This is a genomic window from Desertibacillus haloalkaliphilus, assembly GCF_019039105.1.
Classification (GTDB): Bacteria; Bacillota; Bacilli; order Bacillales; family KJ1-10-99; genus Desertibacillus; species Desertibacillus haloalkaliphilus.
In genome coordinates this window covers 190,727-206,670 of the sequence record NZ_JAHPIV010000003.1, presented here as the reverse complement: position 1 = coordinate 206,670, position 15,944 = coordinate 190,727, and the positions used below count along the sequence as shown (strand labels likewise).

Annotated in this window: 11 protein-coding genes; 1 reads left to right on the top strand and 10 read right to left on the bottom strand. The window is 41.6% G+C overall.

Features of this window, described 5'->3' with window-relative positions; all coding sequences use genetic code 11:
- Positions 1–221: 221 nt before the first annotated feature.
- The 4 genes from KH400_RS23995 to KH400_RS04915 form a co-directional block, all read right to left on the bottom strand.
- Positions 222–851, bottom strand: a complete 630-nt coding sequence (locus KH400_RS23995) for an ISL3 family transposase (protein WP_312889046.1) — start codon at positions 849–851, stop codon at positions 222–224.
- The gene (locus KH400_RS23990) at positions 812–1,171 is read right to left on the bottom strand and encodes a helix-turn-helix domain-containing protein (protein WP_312889036.1); all 360 of its coding nucleotides are present in this window, start codon (positions 1,169–1,171) and stop codon (positions 812–814) included. The genes KH400_RS23995 and KH400_RS23990 overlap by 40 nt, the downstream gene beginning before the upstream one ends.
- Positions 1,105–1,365: a transposase family protein gene (locus KH400_RS28420; RefSeq protein ID WP_438821102.1), complete on the bottom strand. Its 261-nt coding sequence runs from the start codon at positions 1,363–1,365 to the stop codon at positions 1,105–1,107. Before KH400_RS28420 ends, KH400_RS23990 begins: the two co-directional genes overlap by 67 nt.
- A 311-nt stretch (positions 1,366–1,676) precedes the next feature.
- Positions 1,677–5,714 (bottom strand): S-layer homology domain-containing protein, encoded by a 4,038-nt coding sequence (locus KH400_RS04915; RefSeq protein ID WP_217222480.1) that lies wholly within the window; start codon positions 5,712–5,714, stop codon positions 1,677–1,679.
- Between the two features lie 572 nt (positions 5,715–6,286).
- Between KH400_RS04915 and KH400_RS25260 the strand changes: the two genes are divergently transcribed.
- A complete protein-coding gene (locus KH400_RS25260; RefSeq protein WP_217222478.1) occupies positions 6,287–7,324 on the top strand; it encodes a C40 family peptidase in 1,038 nt (345 codons plus the stop codon).
- Between the two features lie 184 nt (positions 7,325–7,508).
- Here KH400_RS25260 and KH400_RS04905 read toward each other — a convergent pair whose 3' ends face one another.
- From KH400_RS04905 to KH400_RS04880, 6 genes are all read right to left on the bottom strand, one after another.
- On the bottom strand, positions 7,509–9,452 hold the full coding sequence (locus KH400_RS04905; protein WP_217222477.1) for a S8 family peptidase: 1,944 nt from the start codon (positions 9,450–9,452) through the stop codon (positions 7,509–7,511).
- Positions 9,453–9,555: 103 nt separating this feature from the next.
- A complete protein-coding gene (locus KH400_RS04900; RefSeq protein ID WP_217222475.1) occupies positions 9,556–10,950 on the bottom strand; it encodes an N-acetylmuramoyl-L-alanine amidase in 1,395 nt (464 codons plus the stop codon).
- Between the two features lie 481 nt (positions 10,951–11,431).
- Positions 11,432–12,877 (bottom strand): C40 family peptidase, encoded by a 1,446-nt coding sequence (locus KH400_RS25255; RefSeq protein WP_217222472.1) that lies wholly within the window; start codon positions 12,875–12,877, stop codon positions 11,432–11,434.
- 169 nt (positions 12,878–13,046) lie between these two features.
- Positions 13,047–13,376: a hypothetical protein gene (locus tag KH400_RS04890; protein WP_217222471.1), complete on the bottom strand. Its 330-nt coding sequence runs from the start codon at positions 13,374–13,376 to the stop codon at positions 13,047–13,049.
- Between the two features lie 241 nt (positions 13,377–13,617).
- A complete protein-coding gene (locus KH400_RS04885) occupies positions 13,618–13,905 on the bottom strand; it encodes a DNA primase (RefSeq protein ID WP_217222469.1) in 288 nt (95 codons plus the stop codon).
- A 161-nt stretch (positions 13,906–14,066) separates the two neighbouring features.
- On the bottom strand, positions 14,067–15,773 hold the full coding sequence (locus KH400_RS04880) for a putative bifunctional diguanylate cyclase/phosphodiesterase (protein WP_217222466.1): 1,707 nt from the start codon (positions 15,771–15,773) through the stop codon (positions 14,067–14,069).
- Between the last annotated feature and the right edge of the window lie 171 nt (positions 15,774–15,944).

Below are 15,944 nucleotides of genomic sequence, written 5' to 3'. Positions count from 1 at the left end.
TTTATAATTTCTAATGAATTGTACAGAACAAATATGAACTAAGTATGAACTGCACTTAAGCTATTATTTCCATTTGTTTTTCTTTGAGAACTAAACCAAGTCATCTCAACAAGGAATAACAAAGTCTATTAATCTTTGTCTACCTTAGTATAAAAATGAATGGCTCTCTGTCAAAAGTTGTGGTGCAGAGATTACCAATTCTCTCTTAGAACCAATGCGGCCTAGGCCGCATTGGTTCTAACCATTTGTCGCCACAAAATCTTCTTTCGTAGTCTTTGAAAGCTCTTGATTCCATAAGACATACGCTTGATCACTTTGGTTGTATTATTTACACCTTCAATATACCCGTTATTATAGGGGTACATGAAAGAATGTAAGATCTCCTTTTTCCAGCGTTTGAAGGTTTTAACAACCTTTTTAAATGCTTCATTTCCTGACTTTTCAACTTTCTCAAACCAAGCTTCTAAACCTTCTTTTGCATTTTCTGCGTTACTTGTTTTGAACCACCAATCTAATTCATTCTTTAATTCATACGCTTCACGAAGACGTTGATGGTGATTAAGTAGTTCTTCTACTCTTTCTTGTCCTTCTTGACTAAGCTTAAGTGGTGATTTCCACAAGATTTCTTTATTTCGTTTTAATCGAAGGCGATATCGCTTGTATAGTTCATGTTGTACATCTCTTCGAACCTGATCAAATGCCCAGTAACCTTGACGCATAAAGTGAAATCGATCGGCAATAATCAAAGGATCACCCAACTGTCTACGAATAGCTTCCTTAAATGACTTTGATAGATCAATAACTACAATTTCTACGTTCCCTGTATCGCACTGTTTGAAGTAGTTCTCAATTGTTTCTGAGCAGCGATCTGGTAATACATCAATGACTTTCGCTTCTCCACGTCTACAATAATCGTCTGAAACTTCTCTTTATCTGCATCCCCTTTAAATTCATCAATGACTATCGCACGGGGGAGCACTTTACTTACTGGAACATTTCTTTGGTCAAACATACATAATAGACGATTCACACTTACTCCAATTAACTGTCCGGCATGTGTGAAGGACATCTCTGCACTTAAAGAAAGACCTTCTTGAGCTAACATCACCGTATGACGCTGGTATCGATCAACAAAAGAAAACTTCTCAAAAAAGCTATGAGAGCATGACATACAACGATACCGGCGCTTTTTTGCCAGCGGTATCCATGAACACGCTTTGTTTTCTCACTACACTTTGGACATTTTTGTTTACGAACTTTTGTATGAAGTTCGAACCAAAAACAGTCCTTTCCTTCTTCTGAATCAACGATCTCTACATGCTTGTCTTTAATCCCCAATAAACTTATGATAGTATTGTTATACATCTTAATCCCTCTCCGTTATTTCTTATAGTTGTGGTGACTTTAGATTAACAAAGAGAGTGGATTGGGTGTTTTTTTTGCCTATGAAATCAGTGGGCTACCACCCACTGATTTCATAGGCATGACCACAACATTCAGTATAGAGCCAAACGGTATTGCAGGAACCTATTTTTACGTTTTGATTAAAAAAAGAAGCCTCGCAGAGATTTCCCTCCACAAGACTTCTTTCTATCATGTCATTCGACATAGTTCGGGGCGCGACAGGCACGATTCCCTTTTTTTGTACATAGTACCGATTCTTTAACTATCCTTAATTAGTTACCTGATACTTCAACAGATAAACTATCAGTGATTTCTACACTATCAACAGTAATTGTAAGAGTGTAAGTTCCATTTGAAGCATTTGTATATGTCACTTCATAAACGCCATTTGCGTTATCAGTATTATCAAATGCACTGAAAGGAGCAGTTGCAAAGTTTTCATTATTAGTACCATCATCTCCAACAAAATCAGTTGCAGCTAAGCCACTTACAGGGTTACCATATTGGTCTTTAACTGTAACTTTAATTGTAGCAGTACCATCTCCACCATCAATAGAAGAAGCAGAACTTTCAGAAGCAGCTACAGCACCTTCAGTAATTATCAAGCTACCTTGTGTAATATCAGCATAGTTATCAGCTGTAATTGTTAATGTATAATCATCAGCTGCTGTGATAACTCCTTGATCGATAGTTAAAGTAGTAGCAGTTAGATCATAATCATCTTCAGAAACAGTAATTACTACACCGTCTCCATCTTCAAGTTCTACCGCTGTCACAGCACCTAAGAAGTCAGCTGTAAGCGTATCTAATGTATCAATAACAATATCAGCATCTACATTTCCAGCACTGATTGCAGGTGTACCTGTTAATCCCGCAGTAGCATTGTCTAATGCAGTTACTAATGTAGCATCACTTGTGTCAACAGCATTTGCACCATCGAATGCATCAGCATCAGCATCAATAGTTCCTTCTAGTGTAACTGTAGCTGAACCAGTTACAGCAACGTTAGAGCCAATTGTTACATCTTTTAATGTAGAAGCAACATCTACTACTAAGTTTTCAGTAGGTGCGTCTGCAATAAATTCAACATTTTCAAAAGTAGTTGCAGCATCTACTGTTAAACCAGTATCTTCAAGGTCAATTGTTGCTCCAGAACCTTGACCAACTACCGTTGTTACATTTCCAACTACATTAGCAGCATCTGATTGAGCAACCGTTGTACCTTCTGGTAGAGCAAGAACAGTTACTTCATAAATCTCACCAGCTGCGTTTGTTTCAAAGCTTACTTCTGCACCAGCACCAACAATCCACTTGTTATCGTTGAAGAATGTTTCAGCATCATCAACTGCTGTAAAGTTTTCATCCCCAATATCAACAGATGTACCATTAGAGTTAATATAAGTTACTTTACCATCAGTAGCAACTTCAGTTTCAGTTTCACCAGCACCCTCAGCAGTAATAATCACTTTCTTAACAAGGTCAGAACCTTGAGCAGCAATTACAACTTTAACGCTGTTATCAGCTTCTAGGCTACGCAGATGGCTTAATGAAGATTTAATTTCAATGTCATCTAAGTCAGTTGCATCATAGATTACTGCACCTTCTTCAAGTTCGAAAGTACGGCTTCCATCTGCAATTGTAAATTTACCATCAACTACATTGATTTCGTCTGGATCTACTTCTACAGTTAATGAGCTTAGTACTTCAATACCTAATACTAATCCGCTGTTATCATCAATTGTAATTTCAACTGGCTCGCCAACCTCGATATCTCCTTCACTGATATTTGCAGCGTCAGAGTCTTCATCTACGTGTAAAGTAACGATTTCACCATTGATGTATGCTTTAATACGATCTAACTCATCATCACTGTTGTAACGTAGCTCAGTGACTACACCTTCTTCTTCTGTTTCTTCTTTATCAGCATCAATATCAGTAAGGACTAAATAAGTTACATTGTCTCCATCGAAGTAAACAGATGCTTCATTGACTTCAATGTCTTCTAGTTCTCCCCAAGTAGTTACTTCAACATCTTCATCAGCTTCAGCAATGAATACCGGCGTGCTTTGTCTAATACGCTTTTCATCACCATTATCTGCACCACCAGTAATTTCTACGTATCTGTCGCCTGCTTCAAGCTCAATGTCACTGTCAGAGTCTGCAGTAAATGTGCTTGCTGTGAAGAATTCTAATTCAACAACCTTCTCATCTTCATCAAATGTAACTTCAATTACAGTTTCACCTGTTCCTGCCAATGGTAGTGAGATTGAAGTAGAAGTACTTCTATTGTCTTTTTGATAAACTTCAATTTCAGTAGGAGTACTGTTACTATCAAGCTTAAATCCACCGATCTCCCATGGTGTATTATCATCTTCACCAACTTCATATTCTGTTCCATTTACTGTGATCTTTTCAAGATCAGATAGTGGGAAGTCATATACATCATCTTCACCATTTTCTTTAATCGTTGAAAGCTCAAGTCGTGGTCTGCTATCAATTACAGCATAACCAATGATATCTTCTTCTAAGAACGCACCATAAGTATCAGTTTCAACTATACCTAGATCTCCATCGATAAAGTGTAAGTTTCCTGCACGGTCTAAGAATAAAGTTACATCGCCTTCAGCTTCTTTATATTGTAGTGCAGCGTCAGTACCGAATCCTGCGAAGTCGCCATCCTCATCGATATAACGAGAAGCAATACCTCTATCAGCGTTTTGATAGTCATACTCTTCACCATTAACCTCGATTGAACCAGAGAATACAGTTTCTACTGGACCAACTACAGTGCTAGTGAATACCTCTGCATATTCTGCATTATCGTTGTAGAAGATTACGTCTCCAGCTTCAACATCTTCAAGGCTGATTGTTTTTCCATCTTTAACGATTGTGAAGTCTTCAAAGCTTTTTTCTTCGCCATATGCAAATACATCATATCCGTCTACTTCTTCAACTAGTAACGAGCTGTCCCAGTTGTATGCATTGATAAATGCTACATCTCCATGACGGTCAAATACAACTTTAGCGTAGTCAAACTCGTCGCCATCAGATAGAGAACCCGATTTACCATCTACGAATACAGTCAAATCACTGTCAGCAACTAGGTCAAATGTTTCATCTGCACCAACAAGTGTAACTTCTAGTTCACCATCGTTATTTTCTTCTAGTTCAACAGCGTCTAGAGCTACGTCACGATCTTCAACAACATAACGCTCTACTTCAAAGTCACTGTTATACCAAACACGGATTTCTTGACCAAGAACCTCTTCAAAGTCAACATCGAAGTTTTCAGATAATTTCAAAAATCCGTTAAATTCACGGTCTTCAGCACTAACAGATGTAACTCTTAATTCCGTAAAGAATGGACGCTCATAGTCGATTGAGCTAGACTCACCATTTGCACTTACAGTAATAGTGTAAGTAACCCCACGCTCAAGGTAACGATCTTCGTGAGCACGGCCTTCATCTTCAAAGAATTCGATTGTAGCAGTTTTACCGTCAGCTGCTAATTGAACGTCCTTAACACCTACACGCTCTTCAGAACTCTTGTTTTGAATACGGACATCAGAGTTTGAAAGTGAAGAAACAGCCTTGTTGAACTCAACTTCAACATAACGAGCATCACTAGTAAGAGTATTTACTGCTGTAACTTCTAATTCCGCAGTTACAGGCGTTACACGCTCACTTGGCTCAAGAGTTCTATGTAAGAACACTGCAGCTTGTGCACGGTTTACAGTTTCACCAGGTCCGAAAGTTGTTTCAGTCATACCATTTACTACTCCTAGAGAGTAAAGAGTGTTAACTGCATCTTCGTACCAAGCGCCAGCTACTGTATCATTGAAAGGAATTTCAACTGAAGCATCTGCTTCAAGACCATAAGCGTCTACAACCATCTCAGCGAATTGTGCACGAGTGATTGTTTCACCAGGTGCAAATGATCCGTCAGGAAGACCTTGAATGATTCCTTCGTTTACTAGTGCTTCAACAGAAGCTGCATACCAAGCATCATTGCTTGTATCTGTGAAAGAAAGGCTTGGGTTTTCGCTTAATTCAAGTTCAAGTGCGTCTGCTAGCATTGCTGAAGCTTGTGCACGAGTAACTCCTTCACTTGGTGCATATGTGCCATCAGGCATTCCGTTGATTGCACCTTTTTCTACTAGATAAGAAACTGCATCTGCATACCAGATATCAGATGGTACGTCAGGGAAAGATGGTGCTGCTGATACAGCTGAAACACCAGCTGTAGCTACAACTGCTGCTGATACAGAAGTTGCTAAAAACTTACGGTAAGACTTTGGTTGGTAAGCCATAACTTAAAATTCCTCCTTTTATTTATGTACAAAAGTTTTTGTACGCTTTACTAACTTCGAAAGGGCCAATCGTGATGATAAGACTTAATAACGGATTCTCTAATCTACTCTTTCAAACTATTAAATCGTTATCAAACGCACGCCCCCTTCAATTAGTGAATATCCAATTTTACCTGCAAGATTAGTATAATTACGTCAACAGTCATTGTCAACCATTACTGCATTTATTTTCTTCTCGCTACAAAATCTTCACTTTTCACCACAACGCGGTATGTAAGAGAAAGATTAGTAAAATTGGGATGGACATTTAACTACATTCTACTACAGAAATTTTCCTTTTCATAGCCTTTTGCTTACTTTTTCTGTTAAATTCGACATGGAAAGTTTTGCTTTTTTATATTTCTACCATATAAAAATGGTTCGTCATCCGAATATTATAGTTTTGTTAACTGATTGTAACATTAATCTATGGATACATATGGTAGACTGTTCATTGTGTTTCCCGATTAATCGACGAAATAAACCAACGATTCTATAAGAATATGTAAATTTATGAAATTAGGAGTGATATTGTGTCAAGGAAGTTTATCCCGCTACTCGTCTTTACGCTAATTTTTTCTTCGTTCCTACACGTCTCTAGTACATATGCGTCAGCCGATGAGATTATTGCGAACGCAAAAAAACAGATCGGTGTTCCCTATCAATTCGGGGGATCGTCACCGAGTGGCTTTGATTGCTCAGGTTTTATCTACTATGTATTTGACCAGTCAGGCATTCAACTACCACGTACGGCTAGTGACCAATACAACGCTGGGACAAGCGTTAGTAAATCAGAATTAAAGAAAGGTGACCTTGTTTTCTTTGAAACATACAAACCAGGTCCATCCCACTCTGGAATATATGTTGGTGATAATAAATTTATTCACGCTTCTTCTTCAAGAGGTATTACAATTTCTTCAGTTAATGACCCCTACTATTGGGCCCCTCGTTACTTAGGTGCGAAGCGTGTACTAGATGATGCAGATGAAGAAGTTGAGGTTGTTGAACCTGAACCGGAAGTTTTAGCAGCTCTACCAGTTGGAGAGTATCATGACGTTCCAGCACACCATTGGGCACATGATGAAATTAAACAATTAAGTAAAGATGGAATTTTTAGCGGATATGATCAAAGCTTGTTTGAACCGAATGACCTTGTCACTCGTGCACAAGCAGCTGAGATTCTAGCTAAAGCTCAAGGCTTAGACCGTGACGTTGACATTAGCAATTATAGTGATGTTCCTAATAACCATTGGGCAGCGGGATCGATTCAAGCGGCAGCAGATGCCAACTACTTTGCAGACGTGTTTACATCTGAAGCCTTTGAACCTGAAAAGCCAGTCACACGTGAAGAAGTAGCGCTTTTATTCGCTCAAGCATTTGATGTAACAGCAGATCGTATCCATGTGACATACAGTGATGTTCCTGCTGACCACCGTGCTTATGAAGAAGTCAATGCACTTGGCTCATTCCGAGTGATTACTGGTTATGGAGACGGTAGCTTCCGACCAGATGAAGATGTAACCCGAGCACAATTTGCAAAAATGGTTTCAAACGCTCTACAATTAGATTAATAATAGTACGTGTTTTTTTAAAAGTTTTTTTGCAATGGCTTCACTCGCTGCGTGCCTGCTAGGAAAAAACACTCCTAGCAGGCTTTTAAAAACCTGCAGCGGCTCCGCTCATTGCTTCGAGTTTGTTCAAACGGGGAAAAACCCCCCCCTTTTGAACAAACTCTATAAGAAAAGCGAACGTCCACTATGGATGTTCGCTTTTTTCGTGTTCAAGTGCTCTTGCGAGAAACGCGGAAAACTCGGCTCTAGAAACAGATGCTTGTGGTTGAAACATACCATCAGGGTAACCTGTGGCAATCGTTGCTGAAGTTACAAGCTCGATCGCGGCTGAGCCGAAGTACGTTGCCTCTACATCAGTAAATCGTTGTGGTGCTTCTACCGGTGAGAGTGAAAAAGATCGTGTTAAGATGACTGCGACTTCACCGCGGGTGATCTCGGCTGACGGTTGAAATGTTTGATCACTGTACCCTGCGATTAACTCATGGGCGGCAGCCGTTTCAATCGCTGAAGCTGCATAATGTGCTGAACTGACGTCGGTAAAGCGTTGCTCGTTGACAGTTGGGTTAAGCTCTAGGGCACGAACGAGCATGATCGTCGCATCTGCTCTAGTGATTTCGTTATTTGGACGGATCGTTTCGTCCTCAAAACCACCGATAACATCTTGATGGTAAAGGGCTGTCATATAAGGTGCGTACCAAGCTCTTTCATTAAAGTCTATGAAGTCAGGTGCTTCTAATGGCTCGGGTTCAGGTGTTACCACTTCTATAGTTAATGGTTCACTGATAACTTCACCATGATCTACAGTGACTGTTTTTACTTCATACGTATAGGTGCCAGGTTCTATTTCTTCTATATAAGTAGTGTGTTCTCCCTCAACCTTAGCGACTCGCTTGCCATCCCGGTAAATGATATAGGCTTCGACCTTCTCTTGATCTATCGTTGGTAGCCAGTTTAGCGTTACTTTTTCCGCTGTAACATCTGCACTGAGCTCAACTGGCACTAACGGTTCCTTAATCTCTTTAACAGTTAAATCAGTAGGTAACTCAATTCGTCCGTAACCGTAGAGATTGTTACGTTCTCCTGTGCCAAGCTGAATCGTTTGTGTATGTAAAAGTTCGCGAAGTTCTTTATTCGTTACATCTGCACGAGCTTGTTTTAATAAGGCAAGATGACCAGTCACATGTGGCGCGGCCATTGATGTGCCACTAATCAGTTTGTAATCACCATTTAAATGTGTACTCTGAACGCGTACTCCCGGAGCTGCTACTTCAACAGCATCACCTGTTGCTGAAAAGTCTGCTCGCTGATCGTCTTTATCGGTTGCTGCAACCGCGATCACATTGTCAAAGTTGGCTGGGTACTCTGTCGTTGTATCTTCTCCGTTTGCAGTACCACTATTTCCAGCGGCAGCGATAATGAGAATACCTTCATTATAAGCATGGTCGATCGCCGCTTCGAGTGCTGACGAGTAATCTGCCCCACCCATGCTTAAATTAATCAAATCTACCTCATGTTCAACGGACCATTCTAATGCTCGGATAATCCCTGAGTGAAATCCATTGCCTTTGTCATCTAATACTTTTAACGCATAGAGTTCTACATCTGGTGCCATTCCTATTAACTGGCCATTGGCTGCAAGAATTCCGGCGACATGTGTGCCATGGCCGTGATCATCATCATAATCACCAGTATAGGAAACAAATGACGCGCCACCTGCAACCTCTAAATCGGGGTGATCGGTCGCAATCCCTGTGTCCATGACGGCAACTTTTACACCTTCACCAGTTACTTCGTTGTCCCAAACCGCTGGAGCATTCGTTTTCGCCACTCCCCAATCGACACTCGCTTGGTTTACTTCTACAATGGCATCCTCTTCAATCGTATGTATCGCCTCGAGTTTCTCTAACTCTATGATCGACTCCGGTGTCAGGCTTGCAGTTAATGCCGGTATCAGCGTAAACGTATCAAGTATCGTTCCACCATGCTCCATCACAACCTCATCATCAATCGCATCATTAAAATGAATAATCACATGAGTCTCTTCAACCGTCGCATGACTAGCTAGCGGAAGAAATAGAAACGCTAACGTTAATGCTAGAAGTAGTCTATAACTATTGTATGTTTTCAAAAAGTATGCCTCCTACTTATCAAATAGACGTTCTACTAGCTTTAGTATACTATAATGCAAGTATAAAAATAGCACCTATCGCAGTGATAGGTACTATTTTTTGTTAGTTATAAAATTCTACGATCCCATTAAAGATCGCTTCTGCTGCTTTTTCTTGGAAACTATCAGAACCTAGTTTTCTTGCTTCTTCTTCATTTGTAATAAAGCCGAGCTCAACGAGAACACTTGGCATCCGTGTATTACGGATGACGTGGAAGTTTCCTTCTTTGACGCCACGATCTCTCGTGCCTAGTTCCGCAATGAGATTCTTTTGAATTTGGTCTGCAAGCTTCTTACTTTCTGCTGCACTGTTAGTGGATTGCCAGTACGTTTCCGTTCCGTTCGCCGCATGCGCACCAGCTCCATTGGCATGAAGTGAAACAAAGGAATCAGCATTGTTCTGATGTGCGATGTCCACTCGTTCCGATAGTTCAAGAAAGACATCATTTTTACGTGTCATCACGACATTAACACCGGCGTCTTTTAATTTCTTCTCAAGCTTCAAACCAACAGCTAGGACGACTTCTTTTTCAGTGTAGCCAAAACCGACTGCACCAGGGTCCTTCCCACCGTGACCAGGATCAACGACGATCGTTCGACCTTTAAGGCCAGATGCCGGTTGAGACGGATCTCTTAAGTAATGGGTGGATACGTAAGCTTCGCGCCCATTATAAATAAACTTCGCCCAAATGCCTTCCGTCCCGTGATAGCTAACCTCTGTACCGTTGGCAAGGCGACCAATCGATGAATACGATGTTGATGGGCCAGAGCGGACATTTAATCCGTTCGGTGCATTAAAGACAACCGCCTTTGTCATCTCTTCATCTTTAATGTCTGTTGGCGGAGCTGCTTCCACGCGGTATTCAGGGTAAAGCGTTCGTGCGATAAACTGTGCAAATTCAATACGTGTCGTCGGATTATCAGGACCAAATGTGCCATCAGGATAACCGGTCGCAATCAACGCCGTCGTCACTTGATTGATGCTCGCATACCCAAATGTACTCGAGGTGACGTCACGATAATAAATTTGGCTCGTCTCCGTTAACGAAAATGCACGTGATAAGAACACCGCCATTTGCGCTCTTGTGACACCATCGTTCGGCATAAACATGCCATCGGAAAATCCAGCAATGATCCCTTGACTACTTCCATTCGCCACATAACCCGATGCGAAGTGTTCTTTCGGAACATCACTAAATGCCGTTTCCACCTTCTCACCATTTAATCCAATCGCTCGGCCAATCATCGTTACCGCTTCTGCACGGCTGACCGTTTTATTCGGCTGAAATGTACCGTCAGGGTAACCAGTAATAATTCCAGCATCGACTAAGCGATTCACAAGCTCTTCGTGATCAGGATGAATATCGCTAAATGAGCCTGCTGCATCTGCTTGATCAGGTAGCACCCACGGCGAGACCACGAGCGAAACGATGAAAAGTACTAATGCAAATTTCCGCATACTCTTCCTCCATTCGAGATAATTATTTAATTTTTAGAGTCTGTTCAAAAAAGGGTGGTGTTTCCTTTTTGAACAAATTCGTAGCAATGAGTGAAGCCGCTAGGAGTGATTTTCTCCTAGAAAGTAGTGTGCGGAGCCATTGCCATCTTTTTAAACATAGATTTAATTGTAGATCTGCTAGGTGAGCACATAAGTATGTAGTTTCCTAGATTCCTTGCTTAGCTCACGAAACTAGCGTGTTATAGCGTTTTTTATCCATAAAAATTTTATCACAATTGCTCGAATAAAAGATGGTTATATCGACTTATTTTCGAAAATTGTAAACGGTTTGTAACAAATAAACAGAGCAAGGAAGAGAACATCAAAAAAGCTGTTCGATAAACCGTCACCTTAAGGAAACTAAGGTGAGCGGTCACTTCTCGAACAGCTCTTTCTATTATAGTCCGTTCAAAAAAGGCGGGGCCCCATGTAAACGGACGCTTTATTCATGTATTCGTTTTACACCTAAATAACGTTCATCCCAATAGTTCGTTTCAAGACTACTAACGGTCACTCCAGTTGATGATCCACTATGAACAAATTGATGATTACCAATATAGATTCCAGCATGTGATGGCCCATCGGTGTACGTTTCAAAGAAAACAAGATCACCAACGGCTGGTGAGTTCACATTTTTCCCTCGTTCCCACATAGCAGCGACCGTCCGTGGAAGGCTAATGCCTTGCTTATCGAACACATGGACGAGGAAGCCACTGCAATCAAATCCATCTGTTGTCGTCCCACCCCAAACGTAGGGTGTGCCAAGTAACTCGGCCGCATCAGCGACAAGATCGAGGATCTCAAGCTCGACACCTTGGTCATCGACTTGATCAATCATCGCCTGCTCTGTAATGGCGCCTTGGGTCGTCTGATCAACGGTTCCAGTCACACTTAAGCCATTTTGTCGTTGGAACGTCCGCACGGCTTCTGCTGTGATTTCACCGTAATAGCCGGTTGGTTCGCGTTTGAAAATGCCGAGCTGGCGCAATTGTTGCTGCAGTGTTGTCACTGCTTGCCCACGTGATCCGATCGAGAGGCTTGAATCAGGCGTTTCCACTTCCGGCGGTGGGTTGATCGCATCTTCTAAGGCAGATAGGGTTTGCGGTCCTGCGATTCCGTCAACGGTGATTGACTGCTGACGTTGAAATGCTTTCACCGCTGTTTCGGTACGGCTGTCAAATTCGCCGCTGATCGAACCATTATAAAAGCCGAGCTCTTTTAGTTGCTCTTGTAGGTCTTTCACTTGCTCACCACTTATGCCGCGGCGGAGCATGTCGTAATAAACAGCACCAGCAGATACTTGTGTTTCCGGTTGGTAGACGACCGTTCGTGTTTCTGCTTGACTGCCTGCGAGTGTAGCGAACGTTCGAGGGCCAGCCACACCATCGACAGTTAAACCGTTATCACGTTGGAACTCCTTTACCGCTGATGTAGTCACTCGTCCGAAGAAACCCGTCACATCAGCGCTAAAATAGCCGGCCGATGTTAATTGTCGTTGTAAGTCTTTAACCGCCTCACTATTCATCCCTGCTTTTAATAGTTTTTGTGAGATTGGGGCTTCGGTTGATGCTGGGGCAGAGTCCGTTTGGCCAAGAAGGACACCGAGCGTTTGCGGGCCAGCAATTCCGGTTTGCTGGATTCTGTGCTCTTTTTGAAAGGCTTTGACCGCCTCCTCTGTGATCGTGCCATAATAGCCAGTTGATGTATGATATGTGAAATAACCTTCTGCCTTTAGGATATCTTGTAGTTGCTTGACATCTTCATGTGTCATCCCTTTTTTCAAGGTTTGATCACCAAGCGCAGCATCAGCAGCAATTGGTGCAGCTAAGGCGACACCCGTGGCAAAGGTTGATGAGAGGACTACTTTTTTAAATGATCGTTGTTGCATCGGACTTACCTCCTCAAATTCGTTACTAGTACATTCGCACAAGAGGGGGGGAAATCCTTTTTTATATTTTGTGAATGAATATATTGAGAGGATTTTTTATCAGTGGAATGAAAAAAGCCCTTGCACCGCTTCTAACGGGCAAGGACTTATCTTTTACTCATCTATGCGATTATTCTTCGATTTCTTCCTCTAAGTCTTCTAGTAGATCTTCATCTGGCTCGCCAAAGTCAGCCTCTTCGTCTAGATCCTCACCATCACCCTCAACGTCTTCTTCTTCACCGAATGAGTCTTCACCTAAACCATCTTCTTCTAGGCCGCCTTCATCTAGGCCATCTTCTTCCATTGGCTCTTCGCCAAATCCTGCATCATCTTCAACTGGTGCTTCAATTGGCTCCTCGTCTACAATTGGAGCTTCCTCTTCAGGCGTTTCCCCACATGCTGTTAAAACTCCTAGTGCAAGTACTGCAGATGCTGTTCCTAAAATTAATTTCTTTTTCATTTCGGTCAACCTCCTGAACAAATTATGACTACCTCAAGTAGTCTGTGGTTATCTTAGCAAAGGGATATTAAAGCGTCTATGGAATCATCAGGTTTTTGTTATTGTTTTTACATTTATTCACATTCTCACACAAGCAACCAAATCTTCATGGATAAATGACAAACGATTTTTTGTAGAAACGAAAAAAAATCCCTGCCCACCGTTTTGGTAGACAAGGATCTTCCCATTAATATATATGCGATTATTCTTCGTCGTCTTCTTCTAGTTCTTCTTCTTCATCGTCAGCAACCTCATCGTCAAGGTCAGCTTCTTCATCTAAGTCTTCTTCATCTTCAAGGTCTTCTTCGATTGGATCTTCATCAAGACCATCTTCTTCTAGACCTGCATCATCTTCAACATCTTCAATTGGTGCCTCTTCAACCGGCGCCTCTTCAACTGGAGCTTCCTCTTCAGGTGCCTCCCCACATGCTGTTAGCATACCTAGTGCAAGTACTGCAGATGCTGTTCCTAAAAATAATTTCTTTTTCATTTCGTTCAACCCCCTGAACAAATTATGACTACCTCAAGTAGTCTGAAGTTATCTTAGCAGAGGGATGAACAAGCGTCTACTAGTTAACCAGGTTTTTGGCATTATTTTTACATTCTTTCACAGTATCACACATTTTCACATAATTTGGAAAACGGTTGCATTTAACCTGTTATATTGTTCATTTGCTTCATCATCGCTTCACATTTCACAGCAGGTATTGGTCGGCTAAACAGGAACCCTTGGGCGTGCTGACAACCTTCTTTTTTGATCAATGTTAACTGTTCCTCGGTTTCAATCCCTTCACATATAACAGAGAAGTTTAAGCTTTTTGCCATCCCGATAATTAGTTTGACGATCGCAGCATTCTCAGTTGTTTGTGGACTTTCCCTTACAAACGATTGATCAATTTTCAAAATATCAATTGGGAACCGTTTGAGCTGGCTTAATGATGAATAGCCCGTCCCAAAATCATCTAGTGAAACACGCACACCGATGCCTTTCAATTCGTTTAGCCTTGCAATCGCTTCATCGGTATTGGCAACTGCGATATTTTCAGTGATTTCTAGACAAAGGTGATCAGGTTTTAGGTCAGTTTCCGCTAGTGTTTTTTTGACACCTTCGACAAAATTGTATGTTTCAAATTGTTGCTGCGAGATGTTGACTGAAATGACAAGATCCTTAAAGCCTTGCTCGTGCCACTGCTTCGTTTGTTTACAGGCTGTCTTCAAGACCCAATCATCAAGGGCACCCATTAGACCAAGCTCTTCAGCCACCGGGAGGAATTTACCAGGAGAGACGAGCCCATCTTTTTCATGCTGCCAGCGCACTAATGCCTCAACCCCATAAGGCTTCCCCGTCTCAATATCTACTTGAAGCTGGTAATGAACAACAAACTCGTCTTTCTCAAATGCTTTTCGAATGTCTTGTTCAAGCTGCAGCTGCTCAAGGGAAGCTTCATTCATGCTTCGCTCGTAAAACTGGAAGTTATTGCGGCCCTCGTCTTTCGTCCGGTACATCGCATTATCGGCATTTTGGAGAAGCTCTTGTGCGTCTTCACCATGATCAGGATAAAAGCTCACCCCAACACTCGCAGTAATATATAGTTCTTTACCACCACAGAGAAACGGGCGTTGTAACGCTTGGAAAAGCTTGTCGATGATCGGCTGAATGTCTGATTTTTCATTAAGGGTTTCAATTAAGATCGTAAACTCATCTCCGCCAAAGCGGCTGACAACCCCTTTTTCAGCAACCACACTCTCAATTCGTCTCGACACTTCTTGTAAAAGCTGGTCCCCAGCATGATGGCCAAGTGTGTCATTTACTTTTTTAAAGTGATCGAGATCTAGGAAGATGACTGCTACTTTTTGCTCATCGCTATCGTTCATAACAATGGCGCTTTTCAAATGCTTCAAAAAGAGCGCACGGTTCGGCATATCAGTTAAGCTGTCATGGTAGGCAAGGTGCGAAACCTTTGCCTCCGCTTTCTTACGCTCCGTGATGTCACGCATGACACCAATGTAGTAACTGTCTTCCACCGGCTTTTTCTTTATATGTGTGATCGTGATAAACGACCAAAATTCTTCACCATTTTTCCTACGGTTAATGAGCTCACCGGTCCATGTCCCACTTTTGCCAATCTCTCTCCACATCTCGTTAAAGACAGAGCGTGCGGTTTTACCCGATTGCACAAAATTTGGGTTCTTGCCTTGTAACTCATCAAAACTATAGCCGGTAATCTCTTCATACGCTGGGTTAATCGCAATAATCCTCTTTTGGTAATCGGTAATAATTAGACCATCATTCATGTGATTGAATAACTTCCAGACATTTTCATAATCACCAGCAAAGCGTTCAAAATTATCTCTCATGTTATACAGCAAACCCTCGTTGGCACGAGCGATGCCTTCCCTCCCCCATTATTAAAAATTCCCCATTTTTGTAGTTCAACTTGGTACGATTTTTCCCGGTGAATCAAGTGGTAAAACTAGATAGGATGAATATTATATTTATATAGTGTTGATATGAAACTATGTGGTAAT

Excerpts from the sequence above, each read along its gene's own strand:
- KH400_RS23990 (WP_312889036.1), bottom strand. The coding sequence starts at position 1,171 with ATGTCATGCTCTCATAGCTTTTTTGAGAAGTTTTCTTTTGTTGATCGA.
- KH400_RS28420 (WP_438821102.1), bottom strand. The coding sequence starts at position 1,365 with ATGTATAACAATACTATCATAAGTTTATTGGGGATTAAAGACAAGCAT.
- KH400_RS04915 (WP_217222480.1), bottom strand. The coding sequence starts at position 5,714 with ATGGCTTACCAACCAAAGTCTTACCGTAAGTTTTTAGCAACTTCTGTA.
- KH400_RS04900 (WP_217222475.1), bottom strand. The coding sequence starts at position 10,950 with ATGCGGAAATTTGCATTAGTACTTTTCATCGTTTCGCTCGTGGTCTCG.
- KH400_RS25255 (WP_217222472.1), bottom strand. The coding sequence starts at position 12,877 with ATGCAACAACGATCATTTAAAAAAGTAGTCCTCTCATCAACCTTTGCC.
- KH400_RS04890 (WP_217222471.1), bottom strand. The coding sequence starts at position 13,376 with ATGAAAAAGAAATTAATTTTAGGAACAGCATCTGCAGTACTTGCACTA.
- KH400_RS04885 (WP_217222469.1), bottom strand. The coding sequence starts at position 13,905 with ATGAAAAAGAAATTATTTTTAGGAACAGCATCTGCAGTACTTGCACTA.
- KH400_RS04880 (WP_217222466.1), bottom strand. The coding sequence starts at position 15,773 with ATGAGAGATAATTTTGAACGCTTTGCTGGTGATTATGAAAATGTCTGG.